General features: G+C 69.1%; 15 protein-coding genes. 6 read left to right on the forward strand and 9 right to left on the reverse strand.

Annotated features, from left to right (window positions below):
• Nucleotides 1-30: 30 nt before the first annotated feature.
• From ACIBGM_RS29115 to ACIBGM_RS29125, 3 genes are all read right to left on the reverse strand, one after another.
• Nucleotides 31-816 (reverse strand): metallophosphoesterase, encoded by a 786-nt coding sequence (locus tag ACIBGM_RS29115; protein ID WP_396387316.1) that lies wholly within the window; start codon nucleotides 814-816, stop codon nucleotides 31-33.
• Nucleotides 817-1,107: 291 nt separating this feature from the next.
• Nucleotides 1,108-1,863: a hypothetical protein gene (locus ACIBGM_RS29120; RefSeq protein ID WP_360531174.1), complete on the reverse strand. Its 756-nt coding sequence runs from the start codon at nucleotides 1,861-1,863 to the stop codon at nucleotides 1,108-1,110.
• A 51-nt stretch (nucleotides 1,864-1,914) separates the two neighbouring features.
• On the reverse strand, nucleotides 1,915-2,535 hold the full coding sequence (locus tag ACIBGM_RS29125; protein WP_396387317.1) for an SIMPL domain-containing protein: 621 nt from the start codon (nucleotides 2,533-2,535) through the stop codon (nucleotides 1,915-1,917).
• A gap of 97 nt (nucleotides 2,536-2,632) precedes the next feature.
• On the opposite strand from ACIBGM_RS29125, the gene ACIBGM_RS29130 reads away from it, so the two are divergent.
• A complete protein-coding gene (locus ACIBGM_RS29130) occupies nucleotides 2,633-3,568 on the forward strand; it encodes a DUF6454 family protein (RefSeq protein ID WP_396387318.1) in 936 nt (311 codons plus the stop codon).
• 237 nt (nucleotides 3,569-3,805) lie between these two features.
• On the opposite strand, the gene ACIBGM_RS29135 is transcribed toward ACIBGM_RS29130, so the two are convergent.
• Together ACIBGM_RS29135 and ACIBGM_RS29140 are read right to left on the reverse strand one after the other, a co-directional pair.
• Nucleotides 3,806-4,435 carry a nucleotidyltransferase domain-containing protein gene (locus ACIBGM_RS29135; protein ID WP_360531183.1) on the reverse strand — a complete coding sequence of 210 codons (630 nt, stop codon included), beginning with the start codon at nucleotides 4,433-4,435 and terminating at the stop codon, nucleotides 3,806-3,808.
• Nucleotides 4,436-4,493: 58 nt separating this feature from the next.
• A complete protein-coding gene (locus ACIBGM_RS29140; RefSeq protein ID WP_396387319.1) occupies nucleotides 4,494-5,957 on the reverse strand; it encodes a restriction endonuclease in 1,464 nt (487 codons plus the stop codon).
• Between the two features lie 152 nt (nucleotides 5,958-6,109).
• Here ACIBGM_RS29140 and ACIBGM_RS29145 point away from each other — a divergent pair, with 152 nt between their 5' ends.
• Nucleotides 6,110-7,732: an AMP-binding protein gene (locus ACIBGM_RS29145; protein ID WP_396387320.1), complete on the forward strand. Its 1,623-nt coding sequence runs from the start codon at nucleotides 6,110-6,112 to the stop codon at nucleotides 7,730-7,732.
• Here ACIBGM_RS29145 and ACIBGM_RS29150 read toward each other — a convergent pair.
• Entirely contained in the window at nucleotides 7,715-8,605 is an 891-nt protein-coding gene (locus ACIBGM_RS29150) for a LysR family transcriptional regulator (RefSeq protein ID WP_396387321.1), read from the reverse strand. The genes ACIBGM_RS29145 and ACIBGM_RS29150 overlap by 18 nt on opposite strands.
• An 89-nt stretch (nucleotides 8,606-8,694) precedes the next feature.
• On the opposite strand from ACIBGM_RS29150, the gene ACIBGM_RS29155 reads away from it, so the two are divergent.
• On the forward strand, nucleotides 8,695-9,864 hold the full coding sequence (locus ACIBGM_RS29155) for an MFS transporter (protein WP_396387322.1): 1,170 nt from the start codon (nucleotides 8,695-8,697) through the stop codon (nucleotides 9,862-9,864).
• Here the strand turns inward: ACIBGM_RS29155 and ACIBGM_RS29160 are convergent.
• Nucleotides 9,826-10,797, reverse strand: coding sequence for a R2-like ligand-binding oxidase (locus ACIBGM_RS29160; RefSeq protein WP_360531198.1), 972 nt, complete (start codon nucleotides 10,795-10,797; stop codon nucleotides 9,826-9,828). The genes ACIBGM_RS29155 and ACIBGM_RS29160 overlap by 39 nt on opposite strands.
• Nucleotides 10,797-11,402, reverse strand: a complete 606-nt coding sequence (locus tag ACIBGM_RS29165) for a TetR family transcriptional regulator (RefSeq protein WP_396387323.1) — start codon at nucleotides 11,400-11,402, stop codon at nucleotides 10,797-10,799. The genes ACIBGM_RS29160 and ACIBGM_RS29165 overlap by 1 nt, the downstream gene beginning before the upstream one ends.
• 120 nt (nucleotides 11,403-11,522) lie before the next feature.
• On the opposite strand from ACIBGM_RS29165, the gene larE reads away from it, so the two are divergent.
• Both larE and ACIBGM_RS29175 read left to right on the forward strand, forming a co-directional pair.
• Nucleotides 11,523-12,992: an ATP-dependent sacrificial sulfur transferase LarE gene (larE, locus tag ACIBGM_RS29170; protein WP_396387324.1), complete on the forward strand. Its 1,470-nt coding sequence runs from the start codon at nucleotides 11,523-11,525 to the stop codon at nucleotides 12,990-12,992.
• 129 nt (nucleotides 12,993-13,121) lie between these two features.
• The gene (locus ACIBGM_RS29175) at nucleotides 13,122-13,505 is read left to right on the forward strand and encodes a cold-shock protein (protein ID WP_360531207.1); all 384 of its coding nucleotides are present in this window, start codon (nucleotides 13,122-13,124) and stop codon (nucleotides 13,503-13,505) included.
• A 3-nt stretch (nucleotides 13,506-13,508) separates the two neighbouring features.
• On the opposite strand, the gene ACIBGM_RS29180 is transcribed toward ACIBGM_RS29175, so the two are convergent.
• Nucleotides 13,509-14,246, reverse strand: coding sequence for a TetR/AcrR family transcriptional regulator (locus ACIBGM_RS29180; RefSeq protein ID WP_396387325.1), 738 nt, complete (start codon nucleotides 14,244-14,246; stop codon nucleotides 13,509-13,511).
• 99 nt (nucleotides 14,247-14,345) lie between these two features.
• Here ACIBGM_RS29180 and ACIBGM_RS29185 point away from each other — a divergent pair, with 99 nt between their 5' ends.
• Nucleotides 14,346-15,866, forward strand: coding sequence for an MFS transporter (locus ACIBGM_RS29185; RefSeq protein WP_396387326.1), 1,521 nt, complete (start codon nucleotides 14,346-14,348; stop codon nucleotides 15,864-15,866).
• The last annotated feature ends 159 nt before the right edge of the window (nucleotides 15,867-16,025 follow it).

Consider the following 16,025-nt stretch of genomic DNA (forward strand, 5'->3'; position numbering starts at 1 on the left):
ACAACCCGGGAGGGGTCGACGGCATTCCCGCTACAGCGGTTCGAGCTCGACCACGAGGCACGGGCCGCCGTCGAAGGCGCCGCCGTCGATGCCGAGGACCAGGCCGTCGGCGTACAGCAGCGGTTCGGTGAGGTAGGCCGGGTCGATGCCGAGCTGGTCGGCGATGATGCTGTGGCCGTGCACGATCCGGTGGCCGCCGAGGTGCTGGAGCATGATCGACGCGACCTGCGGCCCGCTCCGGCCGCGGAACGCGTACCGCGACGTCATCCGCCGCCAGACCTCCCACCAGACCACGATGTCGTCACTGTGCAGGTCCGCGCTTGCGGCGGCGTTGATCTGGTCGATCGTGTCCCCCCACTCGACGTACTCCATGGTGTCGGAGTGCATCAGCAGGTGACCAGCGTCCAGCCCGAGCATCGGGCGGTCGAGCAGCCACTCGACGTCGTCGTCGGTGAGCAGCTCCTGGTCGCGGGCCTGGCCGCCGTTCAGGGCCCAGGAGCGCTCGAAGCTGCGGGTGGTGATCCCTTCGTGCGGGACGAACAGGTCGCCGAACTTGTGCATCCCGAGCGCGAGGATCTCGTGGTTGCCGAGCAGCACCCGGATCGCGTCGTCCGGCGCCTGCTCGATCAGCTTTCGGACGATGCGCAGTACGCCGATCCCGTCCGGGCCGCGGTCGAAGAAGTCGCCGAGGAACCACAGCCGCGCGTCCGCCGCGGACCAGTTGCCATCGGCATCGGTCAGCCCGGCCGCCTGCAGCGACGCCTGGAGCTTCTCCGGGTGACCATGGATGTCGCTCACCGCATAAACAGAGGTCATGTCATCCCCTGAAGGTGAGAACGATGAGTACGACGTTCAGCACCGGGACGGCGGTCGCTACCAGGCATGCGGTGAGAGTAGTCGCCCTTCGGCTGACAAGGTCGCCCATGACGCGCCGGGATCCGGTCGATCGGAGCGTCCGGCTCGGATCGATGCCAATCACAAGGACGAACAGCGTGATCACCCGCCGCACCGCCTGCGGAACGTGCCGACGCCGGCGTCTTCCAGTGGCGGTCGGTGACGAGCGCGGCGTCCATGGGAGAAGTCTCCCCGACGCCGCAACCCCCGCGATCAGGTGCCGGTGGTCGAAGTCCCCAGCACCTTGCTCGCCTTCGCGGCCGCGTCGACGAACGGCTCCTCGATGTCCGAGGTGTCGAAGTTCATGCTCAGCAGCACGTCGCCGAGCGCGGCGAACGCGAACGTCACCTCGAGCCCCGCCAGCGGCCCGCTCGCCGCCGAGAACCGGACCGCGACCGGAGTGGTGCCGGCCTTGGGCGCAGCCACCTCGGTGACCGTGACCGTCGAGCTGCCGACGCCTTCGATGCTGAGCTTGGCCTTGCTACAGGCCTTCACCGCCGCCTTGACGGAGGCCAGGTAGGCGGTGTTCGCCGCGGCGGACGGCATCGCCTCCAGGGTCTCGCCGACGAACGGGCCGTTCTGGCCGCCGGAGAACCCCCTTGTCGCCCCGACCTTCGCGCCGGCCGTCGCGTCGGCGTTGAACAGCTGCACCAGCTTCGCGCACTTGGAGTTCGTCGACGACAGCTCGGTCCCGTCGTCGCCCTCCGCGTCCGGATCGATCGCGAACCCGGCGGGCAGGTCCTCGAGTGCCAGCAGCGCCTTGGTCAGCGTCGCCTTCGTCCGGGCGACTGGCGCCTTGGACGGTGGCGCCGCCGGAGTCGTCGGTACGGCGCTCGGCGTACTGCTGCTCGCGGTCGGCGTCGGAGTCGGCGTCGGCGAGGTCGCCGAGCCCCCGGCTGTGTCGGAGCCGCCGCAGGCGACCAGGGTCAGTAAGAGGACGGCCGGGACGACGGCTCGCTGCAGCACCATGAGTTCCCTCCCCAGGAAAGTTGCGACGAGTCTAGACCGGAATCCGGTGCATCACGCCCAGGAGAAGTGCACCTGCAACGAGACCTCAATGGACTGGTCGCCCGGGCTGATGCTGACCGCCGCGTCGAAGCCACCACCCAGCGACTTGCTCTGCAGTTGCTCGCGAACGGGAAAGTAGCCTTGCGACTCGGAGATCGACGTGACCGACCCGAGCGAGTAGCCGGACAGTCCGGCCAGCTCCTCGGCCTTCTCCCGCGCCTGGCGGAACGCGAGCTCGCGCGCCCGGGTGAGCAGCGGGCCCTTCTCCTGCACGTCGAACTGCAGATAGTCGAGCCCGAGGCTGTTGCCTGCGGCATCCACCGCGGCATTGAGCAGCCGACCGAACCCGGTCAGGTCCGTGGTGGTGACCGTCAGGCTGTGCGACGCGTGGAAACCGCTCGGTGCCGCCATCTCCTTGTACTGCGGGTGCACCTGGACCGAGCTGGTCGCGATGTCGGCGGCCTCGACCCCCTGCTGCCGCAGCGCCGCGATCACCGCGTCCGTCCGTTGCGCCACCTGCGAGACCGCCGCCGCCACGTCGGCCGCGTCATGGCCGACGCTCAGCGTCATCCGCAGTACGTCCGGCGGCGCACTCACCTGTCCCGACCCGACAACGCTCACCCCAGTGTCCATGCCATGCAGTCTGTCATTTCTGGTCACCTGGTGTCGGCCGACGCGTAAACCGGCCGCCGGAGACTGCACCGTCACTGCCACCCCCAAGGAGACGCTGATGCGCCGAAGGATCCTCGTTCCCACCGTCCTCGCCGGTGTCCTGCTGACCGGCCTCACGACCGCCAACGCCACGCCGAAGGACTCCGACGTCACCCGGGCGTTCGAAGCCACCACCCGCAGTACGGGGTGGACCCAGGTGGCCCGGATCCCGTTGCGGTTCCCGACGTACCACCCGCAGGGGTTCGCGCTGGTGGGTGACCGGATCTTCCTGTCCAGCGTGGAGGTGACCGAGGCGCCGGTGCGGTACCCGCAGCCGGTGGACGGGTACGACAGGAGCCCGGGCAAGGGGGTCGGGCACCTGTTCGTCCTGGACCGGCAGGGCAACCTGCTGAAGGACATCAAGCTCGGCGAGGGTACGGCGTACCACCCGGGCGGGATCGACTTCGACGGCAAGGACGTGTGGATCCCGGTCGCGGAGTACCGGCCGAACTCACGCGCGATCGTGTACACCGTGGACCCGAAGACCTACCGCGTCACCGAGCGCTTCCGGGTCGAGGACCACGTCGGCGGCGTGGTCCGCGACCGCACCACCGGCCAGGTCCACGGCGTCAGCTGGGGCTCCCGCACCCTCTACGACTGGACGCCTGCCGGTCGCCAACTGCAGTCCGCCCCGAACGAGAGCCACCTGCTCGACTACCAGGACTGCGACTACGTCTCCCGCGGCAAACAACTCTGCGGCGGCGTCACCGGCCTCCCCACCCCCACCGGCGGCACCTACGACCTAGGCGGCCTGGCCCTCCTCGACCTCAAGTCGAACCGCATCCTCCACGAGATCCCCTTCCCCTACTTCAGCCCCACCACCCGCCACAACGCCACCCGCAACCCCGTAGCCCTCGAAACCACCCCCACCAAACTCCGCCTCTACACCGCCCCCGACGACGGCGAAGACCCAGCCGGCACCGAAATCCAAATCTACGAATCCCCCCTCAGCTAGCCGGGCGCGACGGACTGGGCTGATTCCAGCAGTCGCGCAGCCCAGTCGGTGCTCTTGGCTGCATCTGCGGCCGACACCCCGGCCGCCTGGTACTGAGACTTCGACTTCAGCTTCAGCAGGCGGGACAGCGTCGTACTGCTGTCGCGCCTTGCTGAGCTGAAGAATGCGGGAGCGGCAGGGCTTCGAGGAACTCGCGGGCCTTTGCCAGATGGGCTCGGGCTTCGTCGAGAGCTGCCACTAACCGGCCTTTCGGGTGAGGGTGCGTTGGGGTGATCTGCCGGCGACCGGCACGGCGTCGCGGCGGAGCTCGCTGACTAGGCGCTCGCCTCGGTCGATCAGGTCGCGGATCTCCTGTGCGCTGTACTCCACGACCTGACATGCGTTGCCGGACCAGAGTGTTGCGCGATCGGTGAGCGTCTCCACCTGCTGCAGCCACCGCGGATCGGACTCGTCGACCTCGTCCGGGCGCACGACCAGGAGGTCCAGGTCGCTGTCGGTCCCGCCCTGGCCGCGAGCGGTTGACCCGAACAGCCACACCGCCTTGGCCGGCACCGCCCATGACTCCGCCTCGGCCTTGAGTCGTTCGAGCAGTAGCTCGCGAAGCCGCGCGAGCGTGTCGATGGCTGAGTAGGCGACGTGGTCACGGTTCAGCGTGTACAGCTTTGCGCGGCCGGCCGGCTCGGACAGGACGATGCCGTTCCGGACCAGTTCGTCGAGCACCTTCTGCACCCCGCTGGGACTTGCCGAGATGCGGAGCAGACCGGTGACCGCGCGCCCTGTCAGTGGTTTGTCGGTCCGGGCGAGAACGCCGAGAACGCGACCGTGCAGCCCTGGGACGACGCTCGACACTGGCTCGGGGAATTGCACGGCGACCACCTCCGACTGCCCACTATATCAGCCATATGCCCACTTTTCAGAACAATGCTCAGCTAGCTCGGCGGATTATTCGGGCGGGGATGTTGTGGTGGTGGCAGAGGGCCAGGAGGGCGGTGCCGTCGATGAGTTGGAGGGGTTTGCCGGTGGCGAACTGGTAGCTGGAGGGGCCGAAGCCGCTGGTGGTGATGAGGATGCCCTTGGTGGCGCCGGCGTCCACGACGGTGCCGAAGAGGTCGCGGACGGCGGACGGCGGCACGGTGCGGGTCCAGAGCTTGGCCTGGACGACGAACTTGCCGCCGGTGATCGGCCGCGGGTCGTACGCGACGCAGTCGATGCCGCCGTCGTTGCCGCGGCGGAACAGCCGTGTCTCCAGGCCCATCCGGGTGAGCAGGTTCTGGACCAGGTGCTCGAAGGCCTCCGGGCTCAGGTCCAGCAGGTTGGGCCGGCTGTCGAGCTCGCTGATCACGTCGACCGGCTCGATCGTGCGCGGGTCGGCGAGGTCGAACTCGAGCACCGGCTCCACCGGCTGCAACTCCTCCGGGTGCCCTGACACCTCCGCGGAGAAGTAGTGCCGCACACAGGCGACCGGATCGAGCTGGTCCAGCACGAGCGCCTGGAACTGCTCCTTGGTTGCCCGCAACGTGATCAGGCACGGCCGCACCGTCTGCCCGGTCGGCAGGTCGACCGACTCGAGCATCCCGTTGAACACCACCGTGTCCACCACGCCGTACCGGTCGCTCCCGAAGATCAGGTGCAGGGCCCGCAACGCCAACTGGGCAACGAGTTGCTGATACAGCACCCGTATCTCCTGCGACGGTCGCGGCACCGCCACCACGGCATCCTTCGACCGGTCGTACAGGTACGACGCCTCGGCCGGTACGACGTCCACGCCCGGAAGCTCCCACTCGACGGCCAGCAGGGTCGACTCCGGGACGTACCCGACCCGGCGCCGGCGCTGGAAGTCGAGCGGCTCCGCCATCCGATCGAGTGCCTTCTGGAAGTACTTCGTGACCGCAGCCCGGTCCCGGCCCTCGACCGCACGCTGGTAGGCGTCGACCCGGGCGTGCTGATCCGCGGTCGCCTCGTCGAGCCGGCGCTGTTGCTCGACCTGGTCCCGCAGCGCGCGAGCCACGCGCTCGCGGCGGTTCTCCTCGGCCGCCCGGTGCCGCTCGATCGCCTCGGCGAACCGGTCCTCCGCGTCGGCGAGTCGACGCGCGAACCTCCGGTCGGCGCCCCACCAGCGGAAGTGGCCCGGTGGGTGGGGCACGAACGCATCCCAGACCGGCCCGGGATGCGCTTCGAGATCGGCCGGCGAGACCGCCGGTGGGGCCCGCCGCGGGGCGCGTTTCAGGGTCTGCAGGTCGGTGCCGTCGACATCGATCGCGAGCGCGTCGCAGAGCACGTTGCCCAGGGCCCGGACACGTTCGACCACCGCAGCGGTTCGCTGGGCCGCCTCCGCGGTGCGTCCCGGCGGCCGATCGCTGCGGGCCTGACCTTCCAAGGAACGGCCCATGCCTCACACCTCTCCAAACCAATGTAACCACCCCACCACGCTCCGCGACGGAAATGACGGAGAGTTGGTAAGGACATTGCTTGCCGTCCACCCCCTGTTTCCTGCTGCACGTGCACTTGCAGGCGCACCTGGCCCACGTGACGATTGCCCTTATGAGCCTGCCTTCCTACGCGTCCGGGGTGTCCGAGGTTCCGTTGCTGGGGGAGACGATCGGCGCCAATCTCAGACGCACAGTGCGCAGGTACGGCGACCGCGACGCCCTCGTGGAGGTCCAGACCGGAAGGCGCTGGACGTACGACGAGTTCGGCGCCGAGGTGGACGTGGTCGCACGTGGCCTGCTGGCCCGCGGCATCGCGAAGGGTGACCGGGTCGGCATCTGGGCGCCGAACTGCGCCGAGTGGACGATCACGCAGTACGCGACCGCCACGATCGGCGCGATCCTGGTGAACATCAATCCGGCCTACCGGACCCATGAGCTGGCCTACGCGCTGAACCAGTCCAGCGTCCGGCTGCTGATCTCGGCCACCGAGTTCAAGACCAGTGACTACCGCGCGATGGTCGACGAGGTGCGCCCGGACTGCCCGGCGCTGGAGGAGACCGTCTACATCGGCACCGGCGACTGGGACGAGCTCCGCTCGGCCGCGGACCGGATCCCGGTCGGCGAGCTGCACGCCCGGGAGGCCGAGCTCACCTTCGACGACCCGATCAACATCCAGTACACCAGCGGGACCACCGGCTTCCCGAAGGGCGCCACGCTCAGCCACCACAACATCCTCAACAACGGCTTCTTCGTCACCGAGACCATCGCGTTCACCGAGCAGGACCGGCTGTGCATTCCGGTGCCCTTCTACCACTGCTTCGGCATGGTGATGGGCAATCTCGGCTGTACGACGCACGGCGCCTGCATGGTGATTCCCGGGCCGGCCTTCGACCCGGCCGCGACCTTGCGAGCCGTCCAGGAAGAGCGGTGCACCGGGCTGTACGGCGTACCGACGATGTTCATCGCCGAGCTCGGGCTACCCGACTTCGGCCACTACGACCTGACGAGCCTGCGGACCGGCGTGATGGCCGGATCGCCGTGCCCGATCGAGGTGATGAAGCGGTGCGTCGCGGACATGCACATGGCCGAGGTGGCGATCTGCTACGGCATGACAGAGACCTCGCCGGTGTCGACCCAGACCCGTCGCGACGACGACCTGGACCGCCGTACGTCGACCGTCGGCCGGGTGATGCCGCACGTCGAGGTGAAGCTGGTCGACCCGGCCACCGGGCTCGTGGTCGAAAGAGGTGAGCCGGGTGAGCTGTGCACCCGCGGGTACTCGGTGATGCTCGGCTACTGGGACGAGCCCGAGAAGACCGCGGAGGCGATCGATCAGGCCCGCTGGATGCACACGGGCGACCTGGCGGTGATGCGCGAGGACGGGTACGTGAACATCGTCGGCCGGATCAAGGACATGGTGATCCGCGGCGGCGAGAACGTGTACCCGCGCGAGATCGAGGAGTTCCTCTACACCCACCCGTCGGTGGCCGACGTCCAAGTTGTCGGCGTACCTGATGACAGGTACGGCGAGGAGCTCTGCGCCTGGATCAAGCTCAAGCCCGGCGCCGACCCGCTGGACGCCGACGCCGTCCGGACCTTCGCCACCGGCAAGCTCGCGCACTTCAAGATCCCGCGCTACGTCCTGCTGGTGGACGACTTCCCGATGACGGTGACCGGCAAGGTTCGCAAGGTCGAGATGCGCGAGAAGTCGGTGGAGCTACTCGGACTCGCGTGACCTCAGGTACGTCGCGAACGCCTGCAGGGAAGGGGTGTCCTCGCCGCGGCGCCAGATCAGGCCCAGGGCCGATTCGGCGACGCCGGTGATCGGGATGTTGACGATGTCGGCCCGGCGGTTCTGCTCGGCGCTGCGGTGGCACAGCAGCATGCCGCCGCGGTCGGCGGCGATCAGCGACAGGCCTTCCTGCAGCGTCCGGTACTCCGGGCCGCGTTGGATCAACGCGCCGGCCGGCGTCTGGGTCGGCGCCTGAGCCTGGCGCCAGTAGCCGGGTGCCGGCCCGGAGACGGCGATCAGCACCTCGCCGGCCAGGTCCTCGACGTCGAGATACTCGCGGCCGGCGAGCGGGTGCCGGGTGGAGACTGTGAGCGTCTGCGGCTGGCGGGAGAAGACCGGGCCGAGGACGAGATCGTCTTCCGCGACGGGCATCATCACGACGGCCGCGTCGACCTCGCCATGACGCAGCGCGCCGAACGGGTCGTTCAGGGGGAGCTCGACGGTGTCGATCAGGCAGTTCGGGTTGCGTGACTGGAACTCCGACACTGCCGCCAGGATCTGGTCGTTCGCCGTTCCCTGGAAGCCGATCCGGAGCTGGCCCTTCACGCAGTTCGCGTAGTCGCGGGCGTTCTCGACCACCCGCTCCAGCGCGGCGTACGCCGGTCGCAGCGAGGTGAGGAACTCCTTGCCCAGCGGGGTCAACGCGACCCGGCGGCTGGTTCGCTCGAACAGCGGCCCGCCGATCCGGCGTTCCAGCGACTGCAGCAGCTGGCTGACGCGGCTCTGCGAGAGGTACAGGCGTTCCGCCGTACGGCCGAAGTGGAGCTCGTCCGCGAGCACCAGGAAGCACTCCAGCTCGCGGATCTCGACCGCCATCTCCGACCTCCCGATCAATTAGCTCAGCTAATACAAGCATGACCAGATCGCCGTTGTTCCGCACCACTGGCTGGCCGAAACCTTGAAGTATGACGACGATCTGCGCCGACCAGGTGATCCCGAGGACCGGTGGCTGGGCTGCTTCCGGGACCATGGCCGCCACCGTGTTCACCGTGGTGACGGCCGAGATGTTGCCGGTCGGCCTGCTCACCCCGATGAGCACGAGCCTCCAGGTCAGCGAAGGCACAGCCGGCCTCACTCTGACGGTCACCGGCATCGTCTCCGCTTTGGCTGCGCCGCTGTTGCCGCTGGTGCTGGGCAAGCTGGACCGCCGCACCGTCATGGTCGGCCTGCTGGTGCTGCTCGCCGCGGCCGGGCTCCTCGCGGCCGCCGCGCCGAACTTCGGCACGCTGATGGCCGCGCGGGTCCTGATGGGGATCTCGATCGGCGGCGTCTGGCTGTTCACGGTCGGTCTCGCGCGGCGCGTCGTACCCGAGCACGCGGCCGGTCCGGCGACCTCGCTCATCTTCAGCGGCATCGGAATCGCTTCTGTGCTGGGGATTCCGGCCGGTGTGTACGTCAGCGAGCTGGTCGGCTGGCGCTGGGCCTTCGCCGCCGTCGGCCTGGTATCCGGCGCGTTGGCCGTCGCCCTCGCGTTTCTCCTGCCGCCGCTGGCCGCGGAGAAGGCCGTCCGCCTGAGCGACGTCGGCGAGGTCCTGAAGCTCAAGCAACTCCGGGTCGGCCTCGCGCTGGTCGCGCTCCTCGTCACCGGCCACTTCGCCGCCTACACCTACATCCGCCCGTTGCTCGAGAAGCAGGCCGGCATCGCCCCGGCCCTGATCGGCACACTCCTCCTCGCGTACGGCGTCGCCGGCATCGTCGGCAACTTCGTCGCCGGCGCACTCCGCCCGGCGCGTGCGATCGCCGTGATCGCGGTCGGCATCGCCGCGGTCGCCGTACTCATGCCGTTCGCCGGCACGACCATCGCCGGGGCCCTGATCCTCTTGCTGGCTTGGGGTTTCGCGCACGGAGGTACGAGCGTCAGCACCCAGGCCTGGGGTCACGCCGCGGCTCCCAGGGCCCCGGAAGCGTCGTCCGCCGTACTGGTCGGGGTCTACAACGGCTCGATCGCGCTGGGCGCCTTCGCCGGCGGCCAGGTCGCCGACCACGCCGGTACGACGACCGTCACCTGGCTGCCCGCCGTCCTGGCCACTGCCGCGCTAGTCGTGGTCCTGGCGAACCGCCGCCAGCGCGGCTGAGTCCTCGTCGCCGAAGTCGTCCTCGAGCTTCTCCGGTGAGTAGTCGAGGTCGATCCCGGCCACGTCCGCGCCGACCGCCGACTCGATCGCGCCGAGGCGCCGGGTCGCGCGGTCGCCGGCGTACGTCATCAACGCGGTCGGGTTGATCTCCGGCGGCAGCTCGGGGGAGTTGTCCAGCGCCCACTGGATCTGGGTCAGCGCGTGCGGGAGGAGCTCCTCCATCGTGTCGGTGACGACCTGCCAGTTCGACGCGTCGGCGGCGACGTGCCGCCGGCAGGTGAACGTGCCCCAGGCCATGTGCCGGCGTTCGTCGTCGCCGATCTTCCGGATCAGCTCCTGCATACCGGGCAAGACGCCGCGTGCCGTGCAGAGCAGGTTCCATGCGTGGTAGCCGGTCAGGGCCAGAGTCCCTTCCACCACGTGGTTGTAGGTGACACTCGCGCGGACCTGGTTGGCCGGGGACGGGTCGTCGGCGAGCGACTTCAGCGCGACCGGCAGGGCTTCGTAGAAGATCGCGCGGTAGCCCGGGTTGTTCTCGACGTAATGGTGCAGGTCCTCGGTGACGCCCACCGCGTCCAGCCAGAGCCGGAAGACCGCGGTGTGCTTGGCCTCCTCGAAGCAGAACTGGGTCAGGTACATCTCGTCGCCGAACCGTCCCTCGGCCGCCATCGCCTGCAGGAACGGCTGCAGGTCCTCGGTGACCGCCTCCTCACCGGCGATGAACTGGGCGCAGAGCAGCAACGCGTTGTCCTTGTCGTTGTCGCTCAGCTCCTGCCAGTCCTTCGCGTCCTGGCTGAAGTCGATGTCGCGCGGGTTCCAGAACTTGCGGTTGCCCTTGTCGAACAGCCGCAGCGGCAGCGCGTCCCAGTTGAACCCGCCGGACTTCAGCGAGTTGAAACCCTGCCGGTGAAGGGGATTCGTGGTCGTTGTCACTACTGCCTCCTGGCTTCGGACAACTGCGCCTGTTTGCTGAGAAAGGGGCTGAGGACGCGAGCCAGCTGCGCCGCCACCGCCGCCGGGGGAGGGCCTGGCGTGACGATGTGGCTGAGGACGACGCGCAAGGCGACGTCGACGCAGCTGGTCGCGTCCTCCGGTGGTACCTCCGGCCAGTGCTCCCTCACGTGCTCACCCAGCCGTAGGTGGGCCACCTCCAGCACCTGCTGCCCCCGTGTGGTCAGCAGTTGGCTGGCCTGGTCCGATCCCGGCTGGCCCAGCGCCGCCTTCACCAGCGGGTTCTCCCCGGCCAGTGTGAGTGCCCGCTCGACCGCGGCCCGCAGGCCGTCGATCGGATCGGACTCCTCGGCGAGCGCCGCGTTCACGTCCAGCAGGAACCGCTCGGTCTCGCGTGCCGCAACCGCCTGCAGCACGCCCCACTTGTCGCCGAACTCGTTGTAGACGGTCTGCCTGGAGACGCCGGTACGACGGGCCACGTCGTTCATCCGCAGTCCGTCGTACCCGCCCGCGACGATCGCGTCGTAGGCGTTGTCCAGCAGCTCGTCGCGCAGCCGGCGCTTGGTCCGATCAGCGAACGAGTCCATGACCACGAGGGTTTACATATCTCTCCCAAATGTCAAGAGTCCGGACAACTTATGCGCGATTGTCAAGTGATCTCGGGATACCAGCGGAGCGGCCCGGCGGGAGCACGTAGGGTTGGGGACGTGTCAACCGCCGAGATCCAGCCTGCTGCCGCCACCTTCGACGTGCCGGAGCTCGTGGTCGGGTTCGACCTGGACATGACGCTGATCGACTCCCGGCCGGGGATCCAGGCCGTCTGGGACCTGCTCGCCGCGGAGACCGGCGTCGCGATCGACAGCGACCTGGTGGTGAGCCGGCTCGGGCCGCCGCTGACCTGGGAGATGGCGAACTGGTTCCCGCCGGAGCAGGTCGACGCGATGGTCGCCCGCTACCGCGAGCACTACCCGTCGCACGCGATCACCGGCAGTCTGCCGCTCCCCGGTGTGCTCGATTCACTGGCCGCCGTACGGGCGTTACGCGGTCGGACGATGGTGGTGTCCGCGAAATACGCGCCGTCCGTCGTGCTGCACCTCGACCACCTCGGGCTCGACGTGGACGAGCCGGTCGGCGATCTGCACGGCGCCGAGAAGGGCACCGCGCTCCGCGAGCACAAGGCGACGATCTACGTCGGCGACCACACCGCCGACATCGACGGCGCGCGGGCAGCCGGTGCGGTCGCGGTGAGCGTGGCGACCGGGCCGTTCACCGCCGACGAGCTCCGTGCGTACGGCGCTGACGTCGTACTGAACGATTTGACCGAGTTCCCGGCCTGGCTGGACGTGTACGTGCTCGAGCAGCGGCTGGAAGCGTTGATGCGGCGGCTCTCGAGCTACCCGAGCATGGTGGTCGCGTTCAGCGGCGGCGCCGACTCGGCGTTCCTGCTCGCCGCCGCGGCTCGAGCGATCGGGCCGGCCAACGTGGTCGCGGCCACCGCGGTGTCGCCGAGTCTGCCGGTGGCCGAGCTGGAGCCGGCGGCGCGGTTCGCGGACGGCATCGGCGTACGGCACGTCACCCCGCACACGCACGAGATGGACCGCGAGGGGTACCAGGCCAACGCCGGCGACCGGTGCTACTTCTGCAAGGCCGAGCTGGTGGAGACGCTGCAGCCGATCGCGGACGAGTTCGGCATCACCGCGATCGCGACCGGGACGAACGCCGACGACGCGATCGCCGGCTTCCGGCCGGGCATCCGGGCCGCGTTCGAGCGGGGTGCGATCACGCCGCTGAAGGACGCCCGGCTGACCAAGGCGCAGATCCGCGAGGCGTCTCGGAGCTGGGGGCTGGAGACGTCGGACAAGCCCGCGGCCGCCTGCCTGTCGAGCCGGATCGCGTACGGCATCCGGATCACGCCGAACCTGCTGGCCCGGGTCGACCGGGCCGAGCACGCGGTCCGCTCGCTGCTCACGCCGTACGGCGTCGAGAACGTCCGGGTCCGCGACATCGGCGACACGGCGAGTATCGAGATCGACGCCCGGCTGCTGGATCAGGTCGACCACCAGCCGCTCGTCGACGCCGTCGTGGCCGAGGGATTCCCGGCCGCCCGGGTCGATTCGCGCGGGTTCCGGTCGGGGTCGATGAACGAGCGATTGAAGGACCCGGAGAAGTACCGCTGATGATGCGGAACGGTTGTCTGCTCAGGTAGTTTTCCGGAGGCGCCCAGGCGCGGGTTCACGTACTCTGGGTAGCCGATCGGGCATTGCGCCCGTCCCCTGTTCCGACGATTGACAGACGAAGAGGTCACCGTGCCCGTTGGCAAGGTCAAGTGGTATGACTCCGAGAAGGGGTTCGGCTTCCTCAGCAAGGAGGAGGGCGGTGACGTCTACGTCCGTGCCGATGCCCTTCCCGCGGGTGTCACCAACCTCAAGCCGGGCCAGAAGGTCGAGTTCGGAGTCGTCGAAGGACGCAGGGGCGAGCAGGCTCTGCAGGTGCGGCTGATCGACCCGCCGCCGTCGGTGGCGAAGGCGATGCGGCCGAAGCCGGAGGAGATGCAACTCGTCATCGAGGACCTGATCAAGCTGCTCGACAACCTCGGCGAGGGCTACCGCCGCGGCCGTCACCCCGACAACAAGGCCGCCCGCCAGGTCGCCACCGTACTGCGGGGCGTCGCCGACAAGCTCGACTTCTGAGCCTTACGGTTTCTCAGCCTTGCGGTCGATCCGGGCCTGGATGCCGTCGAGCACGCTGTCCAGGCCGAAGATGAACTCACTGGGGTCACCCTCGTCGTCGTGGCCGCCCGGCTCCACGAGCCCGGCGATGATCGCCGGAAACCGTTCCGGGTCGGCCAGCAGCCTCAGCCTGGCGTTGTAGAGCCGATCCGCCTCCTGGGCCTCCTCGGCCGAGCGGCTCTGCATGTCCGCGGTGATCTGCACGGCGCCGCGCACGTAGATGTTCACCAGCAGCATCGACGACACCCGCTCGCCCGGCGCCAGGGCGGTGTCCTCGAACGCACGCAGTCCCTGCTCCATCCAGGCCAGCTGGTTCGGTGACAGCGGCGGCTCGAACACCGGCACCCGCAGGATCCACGGGTGCCGCACCATGGCGTCCCGGAACGCCTCGGCCCAGGCGGTGATCCGCTCCCGCCAGGTCGCCTGCTCCAGCACCGGCGGCTCCCCGAACGCGTGGTCGAGCATCACGACGTACAGGTCGTCCTTGGCGTCGACGTACCGGTAGAGCGACATCGTGGTGAAGCCGAGCGCGGCCGCCACCTTGCTCATCGAAACCGCGGCCAGCCCGCCGGAGTCGGCCAGCGTGATCGCGGCCCGGGCGATGTCGCTGATGTGGAACGCCGGTTTCGGCCCCGGCCGCTGCCGGCCCTCGATTCCCCAGAGTTGCTCCAGCACCCGCGGCAGGTCGGTGGTGGTGTCCATGCGTCGCAGTCTATCTGTTTACGGCATAGACAGTCATGGTCTATGGTCTGTGTATGGCGCACACAGTGTGTGCCGTACACAGATAATCGGAGGGGTGTCATGGGGACGACGGAACGGGCGGGACGCAAGGAGTGGATCGCGCTCGGCGTGCTCGCGCTGCCGCTGCTGCTGGTCTCGATGGACGTCTCGGTGCTGTACTTCGCGGTCCCGTTCGTCTCCGCGGACCTGGGCGTGTCGGCCACCGAGCAGCTGTGGATCTTCGACATCTACGGCTTCGTGCTGGCCGGGCTGCTGATCACCATGGGCTCGCTCGGCGATCGGATCGGGCGACGCCGGCTGCTGCTGTTCGGTGCGGTCGCGTTCGGGCTGGCGTCGGTGGCGGCGGCGTACGCGCAGAGCCCGGAGCAGCTGATCGCCGCCCGCGCGATCCTCGGGATCGGTGGTGCGACGTTGATGCCGTCGACGCTGGCGCTGATCCGGAACATGTTCCACGACCCGGCCCAGCGGTCGAAGGCGATCGCGTTCTGGAGCGCGGTGATGCTGGGCGGGATCTCGCTCGGGCCGGTGCTCGGCGGGTTCCTGCTGGAGCACTTCTGGTGGGGTTCGGTGTTCCTGATCAACACCCCGGCGATGGTGCTGCTGCTGATCCTCGCGCCGCTGCTGCTGCCGGAGTTCAGGACGCCGGACGCGGGCCGGTTCGACCTGATCGGGTCGGCGTTGTCGCTGGCCGCCGTACTGCCGGTGATCTGGGGGATCAAGGAGCTCGCCGCGCACGGGGTGTCGGCGCTGCCGGTGGTGGCGATCGTGGCCGGCGCGGTGTTCGGGGTGCTCTTCGTGCAGCGGCAGCGGACTGCGTCGTACCCGATGATCGAGCTCGGGATGTTCCGCAGCCGGGCGTTCAGCGGTTCGCTCGCGGCCAACACGATCGGCACGCTGGCGATGGTGGGGAACGCGATCTTCATGACGCAGTACCTGCAGCTCGTGCTCGGTCTGAGCCCGTTCAAGGCGGCGCTGTGGGCGCTCGCTCCGACCGTGTTCGTCGGTGCCGCGGCGCCGGTTGCGGCGATCCTCGCGCGGCAGGTCGACCGGGCGTACGTGATCGGTGGCGCCTTCGTGCTGGCGGCTTCCGGGTTCGTCGTACTGACTCGGGTGGGACCGGACTCGCCGCTCGCGCTGATCCTGGTCGGCTCCGGACTGCTCGCGGCCGGGCTCGTGATGGTGATGTCGCTGGTCACCGAGGCTGTCGTCGGATCAGTCGCCCCGGAGCGGGCCGGTTCGGCGTCGGCGGTGATGGAGACCTGCAGCGAGTTCGGCGGCGCACTGGGGATCGCGATCCTCGGCTCCATCGGTACGGCGGCCTACCGCGCCGACCTCCCGCCGGAGGTCGCGGCCCCAATCCGCGAAGGCCTCCCATCAGTCACCGCCGCGGCCGCCCACCTGCCCGCCCCGGCCGCCGAGGCCATCCTCACCACCGCCCGCCACGCCTTCACCCACAGCCTGAACGTGGTAGCCATCGTCGGCGCCCTCCTCCTCCTGACCACCGCCATATCCGCAACCCTCACCCTCCACGGCACCACCCCCAACCCCGAACCCGCCAACAAGCCCCCCGCAATGGCATAACCCCCACCCGGCCCGCCCGCCGCCCGCCCCGCCCGCCGCCCGACTGCGTTCGAGGGGATATCCGGGCTCTTGTGACTGATGTGTGGTTGGTATGGCGGGTGTGCTGGTCTGGCTGGGCCATGGGTGAGTCTGCGGTGGCGGCGAGACGGGAGGGCATGC

It is taken from the genome of Kribbella sp. NPDC050470, assembly GCF_044458365.1.
In the GTDB taxonomy this organism is placed as follows: domain Bacteria; phylum Actinomycetota; class Actinomycetes; order Propionibacteriales; family Kribbellaceae; genus Kribbella.